Genomic DNA, 15,295 nt, shown 5'->3' on the forward strand with positions numbered 1-15,295 from the left:
TTGGGGCTCATTATCTTTCTACAACGAGACCGTATTGGCTTGTGAAGAGCTCGTAATAAAAGCCTCGCTTTTGAATCAACTCATCGTGTTTTCCCATCTCCACAATTTCTCCGTCTCTTAAAACGATGATCAGATCTGCGTTTTTTATCGTGTTCAATCTGTGAGCTATGATGATGCTGGTCTTCCCCTCCATGAGTTTCCACATGGCTGCCTGTATGCTTTTCTCCGTCTTTGTGTCAACGTTGCTGGTGGCTTCGTCCAGTATCAGGATCTTTGGATTCGCAAGGAAAGCTCTTGTTATGGCAAGAAGCTGTCTTTGACCCTGACTCAGATCTTCACCGTTGTCGGTGAGGACCGTTTCGTAACCCTCAGGCAGGTGTTTTATGAAGTGGTCGGAATGTGTCAGTTTCGCTGCTTCTTTTATTTCTTCGTCGGTAGCGTCAGGATTTCCGTATTTGAGGTTTTCTTTCACGGTGGTGGAAAACAAAATAGTATCCTGAAGGACGATGCCTACGCTGGATCTCAGAGAACTCCTCTTTATTTTTCTTATATCTATACCATCCACGAGGATCTGCCCTCTGTCCACGTCGTAGAATCTCATCAACAGATTCACGATCGTCGTCTTTCCGGACCCTGTGGGACCCACCAGTGCAACCTTCTGACCCGGTTTTATGTGAAAGGTTATGTCTTTGAGAACGGGCTTTTTCTTGTCGTAGGAGAACCACACGTTCCTGAACTCGATTTCTCCTCTGACTTCCCTCAGTTCCACAGCATCAGGATCGTCTTTTTCTTCCTCCAGATCGAGAATCTCAAAGATTCTTTCAGCACTCGCAAGCGCCATCTGGATCATGTTGAACTGGTTAGAAAGCTCGTTCAACGGTCTTGTGAACTGCCTCGAGTAGCCTATGAAGGTGGCTATGGTACCCACTGTGATTATGTCTTTCAAGGCGAGCCATCCTCCAAAACCGCTGATCAGGGCAAATCCGAGGTTGTTGACCATGTTCATCAGAGGGGGGAGAACACCTGAAAAGATCTGAGCCTTCGTTCCCACCTTTCTGAGACTCTCGTTCACCCGGTCGAACTTCTCCATCTCTTTTTCCTCACGGGTGAAGAGTTTTATCACAGTGAGGCCGGAGATGTCTTCTTCTATGATCCCATTGAGCTGACCGAGAATTCTTTGATTTTCATAAAAGTATTTTCTGGTTCGGCTGGAGACGATCTGTGTAATGAGAACGGTCAAGGGAACTATTGAGAGTGTGACGAGTGAAAGGATCACATTCACTCTGAACATCATGATCACAGCGCCTGCGAGTGTCACAATTCCCGAGAAGAACTGAATGATACTGTTTCCAAGAACGTTGTTTATATTGTCCACATCGTTTATGACTCTGCTTATGATGTCTCCGTGAGGTGTTCTGTCGAAGAAGCCGACCGGAACTCTTTGAAGCTTCTCGAAAAGCTCCTTTCTCAAACGAAAAACAACATCCTGAGAAAGAGTTAGCATGATCTTTCCCTGAAGCCAGAAGAGAAGAGACGTAAGCGCGTAAATCGTTCCGAGAATCAGCATGTATCTGGGAAGAAGATCGAATTTTCTTGGAACGAAGACAACATCGATCGTTTTTCCTATGAGATACGGTGAGAGAACACCAAGTATGGAAGAAACGGTGACGAAAACAAAGACCATGATCAAAGTGAAAGTGTGAGGTCTCAGATAACCGAGGAGTCTTCTCAACGTGGCCGTGGGATTTTTCAGTGCGGGTTTTTCTAAAATTGGTCCGTGTGGCCTTCTTCTGATCTCAGGCATCGTTCATCACCCCGTTTCCAAACTGGGATTCATATATCTCTCGATAGGGTTTGCAGTGTTCGAGCAACTCTTTGTGGGTGCCAAATCCCGCTACTTTCCCTTCATGAAGGACCAGGATCTTATCGGCGAGAAGAGCCGTTGGGATCTTCTGAGTGATGATGAAGGTCGTACATCCCTTCGTGTATTGCTTCAACCCATCCAGTATTCTTTTCTCAGTTATGGGATCCACTGAGCTCGTGCAGTCGTCGAGTATCAGTACCTTTGGTTTTTTTACAAGAGCACGGGCTATGGAAAGTCTCTGTTTCTGACCTCCCGAGAAGTTCCTTCCTCCTCTTTCAACGCGAGAATCGTATCCTTCGGGCAGACTGATTATGAAATCGTGTATCTGAGCGATCTTCGCTGCCTCCACGATTTCATCATCTGTGGCGTCTTCTCTTCCCCATTTCAGGTTCTCTTTGATGGTTCCCGAAAACAGCACGGTTTCCTGAGGAACAACAGATATGCGACCTCTCAGATCTTTCAGCTTCACCGTCCGAACGTCCAGTTCATCGACTTCCACACGTCCACGCTCTGGATCTATGAGTCTTGGAATGAGGTTCATGAGGGTGGTCTTTCCGGACCCTGTTTCACCCAGAACGGCAATGAGTGATCCTGGTTCAACGGAGAAGTTCACTCCGCTGAGGACAGGATCGGTGTTTTCGAAGTATCTGAATTCGACATTTTCGAAGGAAACGCTCCCCTCCACATTTGGAAGTGCTAAGGCATTGTCTGCTTCTTCAATTGCAGGTTTTTCGTTCAGCACCTCCAGAACTCTCTTTGCAGAAGCACTGGCTCTTACAATGAAATTGAGAATGTTTCCGATCATCATGAGAGAGAACATGATCTGCATGAGGTAATTCGTGTATGCCATGATGCTTCCTATCTCCATCTGGTTGTTTCTAACGAGAACCCCTCCAAACCACAGGACGGCGATCATCCCCATATTCACGATGAATATGAAAAGGGGCAGTGCGAAAACAATGAGTGAAAAGGCACTGATGATGGATCTTCTCAGAGACTCGTTTGCTTTCCGAAAGTTCTCATTCTCGTATTCTTCTCTTCGAAAGGCCCTCACTACCCTGACACCCAGGAGATTTTCTCTCACGACTCTGTTGACCTCGTCGGTGCTCTCTTGAATCTTTCGAAAAAGAGGATTCCCTTTCCTAGTGAGCCACACAAAGAGAAGAACGATGGGAGGTATCAAAAAGATCAAAACGGAAGAGAGCTTCGCATTGATAGACACCGCCATGACAATTCCACCTACAAAGAGAAGAGGCGCTCTGACAACGATCCTGAGAAGCATCATCACCAAGTTTTGAAGCTGCGTGACGTCGTTGGTGAGACGCGTTATCAAAGATGAAGTGTGGAATCTGTTCACATTGGAAATAGAAAAACTCAGAACTTTTCTGAAGAGATCTCGCCTCAAGTCGGCTCCAAAGTTCTGACTGGCGTAGCTCGCAAAGACCGTGCAGCCTATTCCTCCCACCGCACCTATCAGTGCCACTATCAACATGAGGATCCCTGTTTTCAAAACCAGAGAAAAGTCTCCACGCGCGATTCCTTCGTCGACGATACGTGCCAAAAGAGTGGGTTGTGAAAGATCACATATCACTTCTACAACCATGAAAAGCGGTGCGAGAACGGCGAATAGCCAGTAAGGTTTTAAATATCTGGCGAGTGTTTTCATTTCGAGTTTTTCCCTCCGTAGATGATGTTGTATACGTTCCTTTCAAAGTCTTCCGTGGCGTGTTTTAATTTCTTCTTTTGTTCCGGTGTGAGATCTTTCGCGTTTTTGAAAATCACATCCACTACATTTCTCAAGGAAAGACCACAAATTTCAGAAAAGACTCTGAATCTCTCTGCGAAATCCAGTGCCTTCTTGATTTCCTCTTTGTGTTCTTCCAGGTACTTTCTCCCCTTATCAGTCAAACGGTAAACCTTTCTTTTCCCCTCGTTGTATGTTTCGATGTATTTCTGCTTCCTGAGGGAAGAGAGTATCGGGTAGAGCGCACCAGGACTCGGAGGCTCTGCCCCTATTATCTGGGAGATCTTCTTCATTATGTAGTACCCATGAGAGGGTTGTTGAGAAATTATGTGAAGAACCAGAAATTTCAGATGCCCTTTCGTATCTCTCATACTGTCACCAGATATATCTATAGAGTTATGATTTTCAACAAGAATTATACCGGATTTCTGGAATATCTCAAAACACCATTTCGGAAAAATTCTTGAGGATCTTCATCTCATCAAAGACATCCAAGATGGTGAACCTGTCCCTTATGGTGTTTGCGAGACGTACAACTCTTGACAGAAAGTCTTTGCTGTAACTGTTGATCACTGAGTTCACATCTATAGTCTCAAGAGTTCTTTTGAGATGGGGGAAAAACTCCCAGTAAATATCCTCCAATGGTTCTCCGACTATATCTGCTTCGATTTTTGGGAATTTCTTCTCAGCGTATGTTTTTAAAAATTCTTCTACTTTTCTTTCTTCGAAGAGCTCAAGAAGTTCTTTCCTTCTTTCCTCAATGGAGTAGTCTTTTAGAGGTATCTCTTTCTTCTCTACAAGTGCCTCGTACGCCTTCATCGAAACAAAAACTCCTATCATCACTGTCAAGCCATGGAAAGGAGGCATCTCCCCTTTTTCTTCGTGAAACATCTCTATCAGATGGGAAACCATGTGTTCTGCACCGGACGCCGGCCTTGAATTTCCCATGATGACCATGTTGATTCCTGAAACAAGATGGGCCTCTATGAGTGTTTTGATAGCACTTCTTTCTCTGTTGAGAATGTCCTTTGACTTCAAAAGAATTTCTTTCAACAGATCTTTCATGTCGTTCCAGACGAAATCACAAATGTTCTCACCCGTCACAACATGTGAGAGAATCCAGTCCATTCTCGCGGGAATCTTGGCAACGATGTCTCCTACACCAGCCCTCAAAAGATCCATTGGTGCATTTCTCAACACCTCAATGTCTAAAAGAATCTTCCCGGGAGGAATCGCTTTGAATGTCTTTTTCACACCGTTCACCAAGATAGGTGCCACGGTGGAAGTGTAAGCGTCCACAGAAGGCGCTGTGGGAACACACGAGAAACGCTTTCCTGAAAGATATGCCGCGTATCTTGCTATGTCTGTGAGACTACCAGATCCAATCGATACGATCTCTGGAAAATTTCCAGATGCTTTCATTACTTTCTCAATGTTTTCCATCGTCGCAAGGGGTCTTCTCTCGTTGAAAACGAAGGACCGCTTCCCGGGTAGATTCACCAGGGAAGCGGTGTTCAGGTCTGCTATGAAAAACGCATCTGGAAAAATATCAGGTGCTTCTCTTATGGATGCCTCCAGGATTTCTATATCTGGAACCTCATGAGTTTTCCCGCAACTGCACTCGAAAGTTTTCCCTAGGATATTCTTCATTTTTCACAACCTCGCCATCAGGTCTTTTGTTCTTTCATAGAGTTCTCTGTACACTTCGTAGTACCTGTCGTAAATCTTCTTGTTCTCGAGATCTGGTTCCACGGGATCTCTGTATTTCACCCACTCTTTTATTCTCTCGGGCTTGTCTATAACACCTGTTCCGAGTCCTGCAAGGAACGCATCTCCGTAAGGAGCCTCCACAAGGCTTGCGACCTGTCTCATTTTGAATCCTGTGACATCCGCAAATATTTTAACCCATACGGAAGATTTCGAAACACCACCAACGATCCAGCACTCGTCGTTCAGTTTCAAACCGGCTTTCAAGCCTTCTTCCATGTTGTGTCTCAGGGCATACGCTCCTCCTTCCATCAGTGCCCTGTAGAGGTGTGCTCTTTTGTGATAGAGAGTGACTCCAAAGAACACACCCCTTGCGGTAGGATCCCATATCGGAGATCTCTCACCCATGAAATACGGAAGAACGATGATGCCCTCGCTTCCAGCAGGGATGTTTGCTACCTCTTTGTCAAAGAGCTGGTATGGTGAGATGCCCGTTCTTTCGCCAACGATTGTCTCGCTCTCACCGAACTGTTCTTTAAACCACCTGGCGAGAGCCCCTGTTGTGGCAGACCCTCCAAATGTGTAGATCCTTTCAGTGTCGTAAACCACGTAAGGATAATTCACAAGACCGAAAGCCAGTTTAGAACCATCGTGGACCGTTCCCCAGCAGGTGGAGGTACCCACCATCGCAACGTGCTCTCCTTCTTCAAGTGCACCGGCAGAAAGCTGGGCAACTGGTGCGTCTATTCCCCCGGCTACAACGGGTGTTCCCTCGAGGAGCCCACACAATTCCGAAGCTTCTTTTGTCACCCTTCCAACCACGTCAGAAGACTTCACTATTCTTTCGGGGAGAAACTCAATTGGTATTCCGAGAACATCACACATCTCCTTGGACCAGGTGAGCTTTCTGACGTCAAAAACGCCACCCAGATTTCCAGCAGAAGAATAGTCGATGACAACTTCTCTCGTCATTTGATAGATCACGTAGTCCTTAGGAGTGATGAACTTGTAGATCTTTTTCCAGATCTCTGGTTCGTTGTTTCTGATCCACATGATCTTCGTAAAACCAAAGTACGAATCCACGTAATTTCCCGTGATCTCGAAGAGTTTTTCTTTGGGAACATTCTGTTTCACCCACTCCGTCTCTTTCACCGCTCTTCTGTCCATCCAAATGAGACAGGGTCTGAGAGGCTGCATGTTTTTGTCAACTGGAATGCCCGAACCACCGTAGAGCCCGCTAATAGCAATCCCAGCTATCTCTTTCCTTGATACCCCAGACTTCTCCACCACTTCTTTTACAGTTTCAAAGACCGCTTTAACCCAAACATCAGGCCACTGCTCTGCCCAGTTTGGTTTTGGAGTTATGACTTCGTACTCTCTGAAAGCCTCAGCGAGTACTTCTCCTTTTTCGTTCACGATGACGGATTTCGTACCCTGAGTTCCTATATCACTTCCGATGAGGTACATGTTCCCCCCTCCTCACTTCTGACCGTACTTGGTGTGGTACTGATTGTAGAGACGATCCACCTCGTCAGGTGGTAATGATGTGGGCTCTCCTGCAAGTGTCGCAAAGTACGCTGCCTTTGCTACCTCCTCAAGGAAAATCGCCTTTTTCACCGCATCGTCCACGGAGGTTCCTACGATCATAACACCGTGTTTTCTGAGAAGAACAGCACCGGATTTTCCAATCACTTTCAGGACGGCTTTCCCAATCGCTTCGGATCCTACAGGAGCGTATTCTGTAAGAGGAATCTCCTCTCCGAAAACATCCGCATGTGCCGTGCAAAGAACGGGGATTGATTTTTCGAGAATTGCCCACACCATGGCGAATGTTGAATGAGTGTGAATCACGGATTTTGCCCAGTCGAGGTGTTTGTAGAGATACAGATGTGTGGCTGTATCGACGGAGGGTTTCTTCTCTCCCTCGATCACGTTTCCTTCAAGGTCCACCACGACGAAGTCCTCTGGTTTCAGCTCGGTGTATGGAACACCGGAGGGCTTTATCAGAACATGATCACCGATTCTCACACTCACGTTACCGCTTGTGTAAGCGACAAGACCGTATTTTTCCAACAGAAGATGGGCATTGTATAGCTCTTTCCTTTCTTTTTCGTACATGCTTTTACCTCCTTTATGGGTAAACGTACAGTCAAAATTATCCACACAACAAGGCATCACAGTTCCGTTTTTGTTTTCAAACTTCAACAGAAAATCTATAAACAGTAACCTGTCTGTACTCCTCACCTGGTCTCAAGATGGTGCTTGGAAAGTTTGCATGATTTGGAGAATCGGGGAAGTGCTGTGCTTCAAGACACAAACCTGAGTACGGTCCGTAGTATGTACCGCATTTTCCCTTCACATCGAGGAAGTTTCCCGTGTAGAGTTGAAGACCCGGCTCTGTTGTGTAGACCTCCATCCTTCGACGAGATCTCTTGTCTCTTAGAACAGCTGCAAGCTTCAGCTTTCCATCTTCACCGTTTAAAACGTAGTTTATATCGAAACCTTTTGTTGTAGTGCTTTTCAACGGTTCGATGGCGTCTCTCAGAACTTTGAAAGATCTCAAATCGAACGGTGTGCCTTCAACCGGTGCAATCTCTCCTGTTGGTATGAGGTTATCATCAACGGGGGTGTAGTTATCTGCGTTTATCATAAGCTCGTGATCAAGTATTGAACCATCACCGGCAAGGTTAAAATAGGAATGTTGTGTGAGGTTCACAACGGTGGGTTTATCCGTTGTGGCACGATACTCTACCTTCAGCTCGTTTTCGTTTGTGAGAGTGTAGATAACTGTGAGATCCAGATTGCCAGGATAGCCTTCTTCGCCATCGTGGCTCAAATACTTCAGAACAAGGGAAGGTCCAGTGGGCGTTTTTATGGGAACGGCTTTGAAGACCCTGGTGTAGAATCCCTTCACACCACCGTGGAGCGCGTTTGGACGATCTCCATCGTTCAGGGCAAGCTGATAGGTGACTCCGTCGATCTCGAATCTTCCACCGGCTATTCTGTTCGCGTATCTTCCCACTATCGCCCCGAAGAAGAAGTTCGAGTTCTTTGCTTCGTACTCCTGGAGTGTGTCAAATCCCAAAACAACATCAGAAAGGGTGCCAGAACTGTCTGGCACCCACAATTCTCTCACTATCGCACCATAAGTGATGATCTTTGCCATCATTCCATTTTTGTTTATGAGTGTGTACTGATATACAGGTATTCCCTCAGAAGTTGCTCCGAAGAACTCCTTTTCAATGTGGCTCATCAGATATTCCATTTCTTTCTCCTCCTGGCAACAGTTTTTCTTACTCCAATTCTACCTCAATCACACTGCAAGAGAATGGTTTAAACGTGTGTTCAAATTCGGTGTCAACGGTGATGGTTTCGGAGGTAATATCAACGACGTTCGGATTTTCCATGGTGTTTCTCGCGTTCACGTCCGGACCTGTGAGTGTATAAACGGTGGCTTTTTTCTGTCCCAGACCTTCCACTCTGATTGGAACCTTCAAAGCGTCTTCTTTCCTGTAGTTTACAACAGCGATGAAAAGTTTCTTGCCATCTTCTGAGATGGAAGCGGCGGCATCAAGGAACGGTGCGTTCTCGACAGAGAAAGGCATTTTGTTGATGAACATGACTCCTTCTATGTTGTAAGTCTCCGATTCAACATGGGTCTTGACAAGCTTTTCTCCGGAATGATTCACGATGAGTTCAAAAGCCTTGTAAACGGGTGTGAGAATGAGACCGTCTTTCTCGGTGTGTATAGCTCCAAGGGCGTTTACAAGCTGTGCGAGATTGGCAAGTGGGACTATGTCGCTCATCTTTTGAAGAAGTACAAGCACTCCACATGCAAAGATACCATCTTTGAGATCGTAAGGTTCTTCGAGCTTGTTATCGGACACTCTGTACCATACGTTCCATTCATCAAGGGCGATTTTGACACCTCTCTTTCTAGCAGTATCCACCATATCAATGAGCTTTTTCACTCCGATGAGTCTTTCTTTGAGAAGGTAAACCGTGGAAACTGTTTCGTAGTAATCCTCGGACCCTGTGTAGAAATGGTAGGATATGAAGTCAATCACATCACCTGCTTCTTGAAGAACCCTGAGATTCCATATAGGGTCGTCACAGCCCACGGCGATCGCTTTAATTGTAGGATCGAAAACCTTCATCCATTTCGTGTATTCTTTGGCGGCTCTTGCGTATTCGTCCGCCGTCATGTGGCCTACCTGCCATTCCCCGTACATCTCGTTGCCTATTCCCCAGAACTTTACGTTGTAAGGTTCTGGATGACCGTACTTTCTTCTGAGTTGAGCGTAGTAGGTATTACCCTTTCCATTGCAGTATTCAAGCCAGTGGAGAGCTTCGTCGAGTGTTCCAGTTCCCATGTTTATACTGATGTAAGGTTCTGCTCCTATCTCACGACAGTACTCAATGAATTCGTCCGTTCCAAATCTATTCGTCTCTTCCTGTTGCCAGGCGAGATCGAACCTGACAGGCCTCTGATCTTTGGGACCTATTCCGTCTTCCCAGTGGTAGTTCGACACAAAGTTTCCACCGGGCCATCTCAAGTTCGGAACTTTTATCCTCTTTACAGCCTCCAGAACGTCCTTTCTGAAACCCCTTTCATCGGAGAGCGGAGAACCTTCTTCATAAATTCCGCCGTAGATACACCTTCCCAGATGTTCCGTGAAATGACCGTAGATGTGTCTACTAATCGGCTTGACAACTTTTTTTGGATCAACCACTATCCTGTAGGACATACTCTTTTCCCTCCTCACTTCACAAAAGTTGGTGTTATAGAAATACAGTCTACATTGGGTCCATAAACAGACACATAAGCAGGTGAAACTTCAGTGTTTGGATTTTCAAATCTCAAAGTATGAACACCTTTTTCAAGATAGAGGTACAGAATCCTTGTGGAAAAGCCGTCCATTCCTCCGGTATACCTGAAAAAGAGATCCCTTTCTTCCCCATCGATGATCAATCTACAGTACCTGTCCACCACGTTGAGGTTATAAGCATGAGTCCCCAGCGTTTCCTCGTTACTGTAGCGAATTACGAGAGAGTAATAATTACCTTCAGGTACTTCGAACCGTATTTCAAGAGCATTTTCTTTTCCTCTTCCAATACCAGCGACAAACTTACCGGATGAAGCATACTCAGAATTCTCCACGCGTGTATTTCCTGTTAGTGTACCTTCTTCTGCTTCATAGGTTTTCACGTCCTTTTCCACTTTCTCGAAAGAAATAGAACCCAAAACGATCGCATTATCAGAAGGATTTCTCAGCCTTAATAGATTCACACCTTTTTGAAGAAAAACGGTGAACTGATTGCTCGTTACTTTCTCTCTGGCTACTCTGTTGATTTCTACTTCCAATTCTCTGATTGCATCATTGTTCAGCTTCACAGAATAATAACCATCGTTCTCCACTACCACAAAAAACTCGACTTCATCGTTTCTTTTCAGAGTGATCTTTTCGCTATCGAGAAAACCATCCTTGGTGGTCAGGTAATCACATATCAGGAACTTTTGCTCTTTCGGATAAAGTCTTAACCCCACGCGATCAACACCAACACTCTGAGAACCACTTTCTCTGGATATTTTCACTGTATTCATCCCTTTTTTAAGCCAAACAGGTATTTCAACTTTTCCAACGTAACTTCCAGAGAGCGTAGGAGGAAAAATCACTTCAAAAGTTTCGTCATTTATCTCCAGTTTGTGTTTTACAGACTTAGCATTACCGTTCAGGTACCATATCTCGAGGAGATACAAACTATCTTTTGGTACTTCAACCTTGAAGGAAAGAGCACTCTTAGTATTATCAAGAAACACCACTTTTTCTCCAGAATAAGGTGGATTGTTTCCTCCTCCATGGATCTCTACCGTACAGTTTTCTAAGAAAGCATTTTCAGCCTCTTGTCTCCACTTCCATACAGACTGGTAGATCTGTCTGGAACCTTCATCTTTCCTTACCAGGATAAGATAAGCAGACATTTCACTCAAATTCTGGAGTTTTAAAGAGAATCCTCCATTGAGAACCTCGGTGTAACCTTTTTCCAGAAGATCTGGTGAAATGTAGATACCTGTGTAACCAGACCATTCGATCTCCCAGACTTCGTAATAAACCCTTTCTTTGAATGGAGTGTTCCTGAACGTGAGAGTGAGTTCTTCCTGATCATCTCCTCCCAGGAGAACTTTCAAAGTCTTCGTGTTTCGATCGTACACAGCCAGTGTAGAAATGGAAGTATAACTTGGTGTTGCTGAAACCAGTTCTCCAGACATGTTCACATATTCTCTGAACAACCACCATGCACTATTTGGTACATTCCCTTCTACGAGCCCCGAAAAGTTACCCGCAGCATGCCAGTAAGCAAGGCATCCATCAACCTTCGATTGTTCAAATCTTGCAAGCCATTTCATAAGCCTTCCTGGAACGGATAGTTCTTTTCCAAGGGCATATTCGTTTATACAGATGGGAAGAGATCTGATGCCAAGCTCTTTTTCAATTTTTCGGAAATCCTGGTAATAAGCGTGTCCTGCTTCTGCGTCCATAAGATTCAGTTCATGCCATGTGATCAGATCAGGAAGACAATTCTCTTGGAGACAGAATTCGAAGAATTTCTTCATGAATCTCGAGTTGTAAGTAGTTGTATTCGGACCTGCTATCTTCGCACTCGGTGCTACTTCTTTTATCGTATTGTAGACGGCCTTCCAGGCTGTGAAGAACTCCTTCATCCTTTTAGAGGACCAGAAAAGACCTCCATACCAGATCGCATCAGGTTCATTGAAAGGAACGTAAACAATCTTATCTCTGTACGGTAGCATCTCTAAAATTCGTACAGACTCCCTTACTTTCTCGAGGTAATCATCTGGCACATAATCCCTGTTGTTGTCAGGATTTTTTTCATATGGCCAATTTAGGTAAATATCCTGAAGATAAACCTGGAGGTATTCTCCCCCTGCCTTTACAAAGCTCTCCATGACCCTGAAAGCATCAGCACCGGGATGCTGTAAACCATACGGAGGTTTCTGGTTCACCGTCCTTACCCTTATAGGTACCAGAGAGATGACAGAAGGAACATCGGGTTCGGAAAGGGCATAGTGGGCACCAACCGCTCCAAAGCCAAGGGGCCCATTTGTTCGAGAAAGATCGAAAACGAGTTCATCAGCAAAAACCAGCGTGGAAAAACAAAGTATCAACATCAACCACCTCATTATCTCACCTTCAATCTCAAAACCGTCACTGTGTAAGCTTTAAAGGTGTATTCAAAGGAAGTGTTGAGACCGGTTATTATTCTTTCTTTTGGAACGATCTTTAGTTCATCGAAACTGTTTTCATCCTTTGGGCCACCACTGATGAGAATCTCCTTTCCATTTCCTTCGAGCCCAATTCCCTGAATTTCCAGACGAACGGTCCTATCTTCAGGCCAGGGATTGACAACTTTTATGATCAATTCCTTAGATTTTTCATCGTACGTTACTACATGATAGAGATGTTTGTATCTGTAGCCGAACATCCTGTACTCTTCGTTGGTGAGTTCGGAGTGAATCACCACATCTCCTCTGTTCTCAGCGAAAACTCTCTGGACATAGTAACTCGGTGTACCGAAAACCCTGTATCCATCGAACCAGATCAGATCCGGTACCCACTGAGACCAGCCCACTCTGTTGAAGAGGGGAGCGTAGGAAGCCATTATGACAACATCGGAATTCCTCTCGACTCCTGTAAGAAAAGCTGCTTCAGCGAGTGCTGCCTGCCAGTTGTTTCTCTTTCCATCTGTATGCGCCGCGTACTCTCCAAGCATAACTTTCGGACCGTTTCTGTCATATCTGTTGTATCTATCAGTGTTTGCCAGCATCCATTCCGGTGAGGCATAGATGTGCTCGTCGAAGATTTCCACGTTGTTTTCCCTTGCCCAGCGCCACGCCTGTCTGAAATCGGTTCCTTCGTAGGAAGGCGGTCCGCTGAATATGATCTTTACATCGGGATATCTTTTTTTTATCGCTTCTCTGAACTTTTCGAAATTCTCCCAGTATCTTGGCCCCCAGTTTTCATTACCAACACCAATGTATTTCACGTTGAAGGGTTCTGGATGACCAAGAGACGCTCTGACACCTCCCCAGTACGTGTCTGTTGCATCGTTGGCAAACTCGAGGAAATCTAGAACGTCTTGAATCCATTCTTTGAGCTCTTCTTCGGAAGCGTATTCCGGTGATTCTATCTGGAAAGATATACCAGGATTGAATATAGGAACAGGTTCTGCTTCCAGTCTTTCACAGAGGAGCAAATACTCGTAAAAACCGATACCAAGTGTCTGATAGTATCCCCAGAAATTCCACTTTGTCTTCCTCTGTTCAACTGATCCAATGCTCTCTTTCCATCGGTACGCGTTCTCCAGGGTGTTACCCTGAACCAGACATCCTCCCGGAAACCTTATAAAACCTGGCTTTAGATCCTCGAGCATTCTCAAAAGATCTTCTCTCATGCCGTTCCAGTTCTTTCTGGGCATCAGAGAAACCATGTCGATTCTGAGGGTTCCACTGCCCAGAATGGAAATCGAAAGTCTCGAGTTGGTGGATGTCTTTGTGGGAATGAGATTCAACATGTACTTTTTCCAGCCACCAGCCGGTTGATGAAGCAAAACATTCCCTGAAGCCAGAACTTCGTTGTCATCAGTGATCAAAGCGGTGATCGTTCCTGTGAAATCACCACTGAGATAGGTGGAGAAGGTGTATTCCTGACCCTGAAACACCACAATTCCACCGTATCCCAGGTTCGTGAGAGTCGCTCTATCTGTTTCGGGAAATTTCAATTCAAAATAATGAGTGTTGTTTTCGTTGAGAGGATACGTTTCTTCTATGGAAGATTTCACAGAATCTCCTCTTTCGATCTGCCACCCTTCGTACTTTCTCGTTTTCTGCTCAAACGATCTGTTTCTCACAAGTTCTACGTAAAGTCCTCCATCGACTGCGTGATTTATATCTTCGAAAAATATTCCATGAAATGTCTCTGGAATTTCCGGCCCCTGCCGAGAAAAGTCAATCCTCAACACATGTTGAACCTCTCCGACGAGGAGGACCGAAATTGTTAAAGTCAAAACAAACAGGAATCTTTTCACTTTCTCACCCCTCAAATCATTCTTTTCCAACGGATCCCAGGTAGATTCCCTGCATGAGATACTTCCTGAAAACGATAAATATCACAAGAACGGGAGCCACAGAAATGAATGCGCCAGCCATAAGAGTTCCTATTCCTCTGTAAGGATCACCCCATCCTGCATTGAATCGAACGAGAGCTATTGGCAGTGTGAATTTCTCAGGTGAAGAAAGAACAAGGAGAGGCCAGAGAAAACTGTTCCAGTATCCTAAGAAAGACATCAATCCCAGAACAATCATTGCGGGTTTGATGTACGGCACTACTATGGTCACAAGAAATCTGAGTTTTGAACAACCATCTATCCATGCGGCATCCTCCAGTTCTCTGGGTATGCCAAGCATATACTGTCTCAGGAGAAAGACCCCAAAAGTTCCTCCGAGTCCTGGAAGAATGAGAGCCGCAAGTGTATCCATGAGCCCTAAACGATAGATAATAAAATAATGAGGTATTAGAAAGATGATCCCGGGAAAAGCAAGAACCGCTACATAGCTCCAAAATACGACTTTCTTTCCTTTGAACTTCAATCTGGAAAGAGCATAAGCAGCCGGGACAGCCACTACCAATCCTGCCAATGTTCCCAGAATGGAGACAATCAAACTATTGATTATTCCCTTTGAAACACTTATACCGCTCGCAGGTGCAAAGATTCGCTTATAATTATCCAGCGTGGGATTATCAGGGATCCACTTGGGTGGATACTCAGAGGTTGCCGTTGTTGATTCTTTCAAAGACGTGGAAAACATCCAGAATATGGGTGCATACCAGAGAGCAGCAAAAAGCCATAAAGCAACAGAGATGATAACTCTTAACAGTTTATTCTTTTTCTTCGACATC

At 45.1% G+C, this 15,295-nt stretch carries 11 protein-coding genes; all 11 read right to left on the bottom strand.

From position 1 onward, the window contains the following. Window positions 1-10: 10 nt before the first annotated feature. Window positions 11-1,804: an ABC transporter ATP-binding protein gene (locus TPET_RS03165; RefSeq protein ID WP_011943235.1), complete on the bottom strand. Its 1,794-nt coding sequence runs from the start codon at window positions 1,802-1,804 to the stop codon at window positions 11-13. After that, a complete protein-coding gene (locus tag TPET_RS03170; protein ID WP_011943236.1) occupies window positions 1,797-3,530 on the bottom strand; it encodes an ABC transporter ATP-binding protein in 1,734 nt (577 codons plus the stop codon). The genes TPET_RS03165 and TPET_RS03170 overlap by 8 nt, the downstream gene beginning before the upstream one ends. Further along, a complete protein-coding gene (locus TPET_RS03175) occupies window positions 3,527-3,979 on the bottom strand; it encodes a PadR family transcriptional regulator (protein ID WP_004082997.1) in 453 nt (150 codons plus the stop codon). The genes TPET_RS03170 and TPET_RS03175 overlap by 4 nt, the downstream gene beginning before the upstream one ends. Window positions 3,980-4,046: 67 nt before the next feature. After that, a complete protein-coding gene (locus TPET_RS03180; protein ID WP_011943237.1) occupies window positions 4,047-5,258 on the bottom strand; it encodes a sn-glycerol-1-phosphate dehydrogenase in 1,212 nt (403 codons plus the stop codon). Between the two features lie 3 nt (window positions 5,259-5,261). Next, on the bottom strand, window positions 5,262-6,782 hold the full coding sequence (locus TPET_RS03185; protein WP_011943238.1) for an FGGY-family carbohydrate kinase: 1,521 nt from the start codon (window positions 6,780-6,782) through the stop codon (window positions 5,262-5,264). Window positions 6,783-6,794: 12 nt separating this feature from the next. Continuing rightward, complete coding sequence (locus TPET_RS03190) at window positions 6,795-7,433, bottom strand: L-ribulose-5-phosphate 4-epimerase (RefSeq protein WP_011943239.1); 639 nt, start codon at window positions 7,431-7,433, stop codon at window positions 6,795-6,797. A gap of 76 nt (window positions 7,434-7,509) precedes the next feature. Continuing rightward, entirely contained in the window at window positions 7,510-8,580 is a 1,071-nt protein-coding gene (locus TPET_RS03195) for an aldose epimerase family protein (protein ID WP_011943240.1), read from the bottom strand. Window positions 8,581-8,608: 28 nt separating this feature from the next. Beyond that, window positions 8,609-10,063: an alpha-N-arabinofuranosidase gene (locus TPET_RS03200; protein ID WP_011943241.1), complete on the bottom strand. Its 1,455-nt coding sequence runs from the start codon at window positions 10,061-10,063 to the stop codon at window positions 8,609-8,611. Between the two features lie 14 nt (window positions 10,064-10,077). After that, window positions 10,078-12,519 carry a GH39 family glycosyl hydrolase gene (locus tag TPET_RS03205; protein WP_238374316.1) on the bottom strand — a complete coding sequence of 814 codons (2,442 nt, stop codon included), beginning with the start codon at window positions 12,517-12,519 and terminating at the stop codon, window positions 10,078-10,080. Next, window positions 12,519-14,423 (bottom strand): alpha-L-arabinofuranosidase C-terminal domain-containing protein, encoded by a 1,905-nt coding sequence (locus TPET_RS03210; protein WP_012310660.1) that lies wholly within the window; start codon window positions 14,421-14,423, stop codon window positions 12,519-12,521. The genes TPET_RS03205 and TPET_RS03210 overlap by 1 nt, the downstream gene beginning before the upstream one ends. A 16-nt stretch (window positions 14,424-14,439) precedes the next feature. Beyond that, window positions 14,440-15,294 (bottom strand): carbohydrate ABC transporter permease, encoded by an 855-nt coding sequence (locus TPET_RS03215; protein ID WP_011943244.1) that lies wholly within the window; start codon window positions 15,292-15,294, stop codon window positions 14,440-14,442. Between the last annotated feature and the right edge of the window lies 1 nt (window position 15,295).

The organism is Thermotoga petrophila RKU-1, assembly GCF_000016785.1.
In the GTDB taxonomy this organism is placed as follows: Bacteria; Thermotogota; Thermotogae; order Thermotogales; family Thermotogaceae; genus Thermotoga; species Thermotoga petrophila.

Bases quoted from the DNA above. Each gene is read 5' to 3' on its own strand.
- TPET_RS03165 (WP_011943235.1), bottom strand. From the start codon at position 1,804: ATGCCTGAGATCAGAAGAAGGCCACACGGACCAATTTTAGAAAAACCC.
- TPET_RS03170 (WP_011943236.1), bottom strand. From the start codon at position 3,530: ATGAAAACACTCGCCAGATATTTAAAACCTTACTGGCTATTCGCCGTT.
- TPET_RS03175 (WP_004082997.1), bottom strand. From the start codon at position 3,979: ATGAGAGATACGAAAGGGCATCTGAAATTTCTGGTTCTTCACATAATT.
- TPET_RS03180 (WP_011943237.1), bottom strand. From the start codon at position 5,258: ATGAAGAATATCCTAGGGAAAACTTTCGAGTGCAGTTGCGGGAAAACT.
- TPET_RS03185 (WP_011943238.1), bottom strand. From the start codon at position 6,782: ATGTACCTCATCGGAAGTGATATAGGAACTCAGGGTACGAAATCCGTC.
- TPET_RS03190 (WP_011943239.1), bottom strand. From the start codon at position 7,433: ATGTACGAAAAAGAAAGGAAAGAGCTATACAATGCCCATCTTCTGTTG.
- TPET_RS03195 (WP_011943240.1), bottom strand. From the start codon at position 8,580: ATGGAATATCTGATGAGCCACATTGAAAAGGAGTTCTTCGGAGCAACT.
- TPET_RS03200 (WP_011943241.1), bottom strand. From the start codon at position 10,063: ATGTCCTACAGGATAGTGGTTGATCCAAAAAAAGTTGTCAAGCCGATT.
- TPET_RS03205 (WP_238374316.1), bottom strand. From the start codon at position 12,519: ATGAGGTGGTTGATGTTGATACTTTGTTTTTCCACGCTGGTTTTTGCT.
- TPET_RS03215 (WP_011943244.1), bottom strand. From the start codon at position 15,294: ATGTCGAAGAAAAAGAATAAACTGTTAAGAGTTATCATCTCTGTTGCT.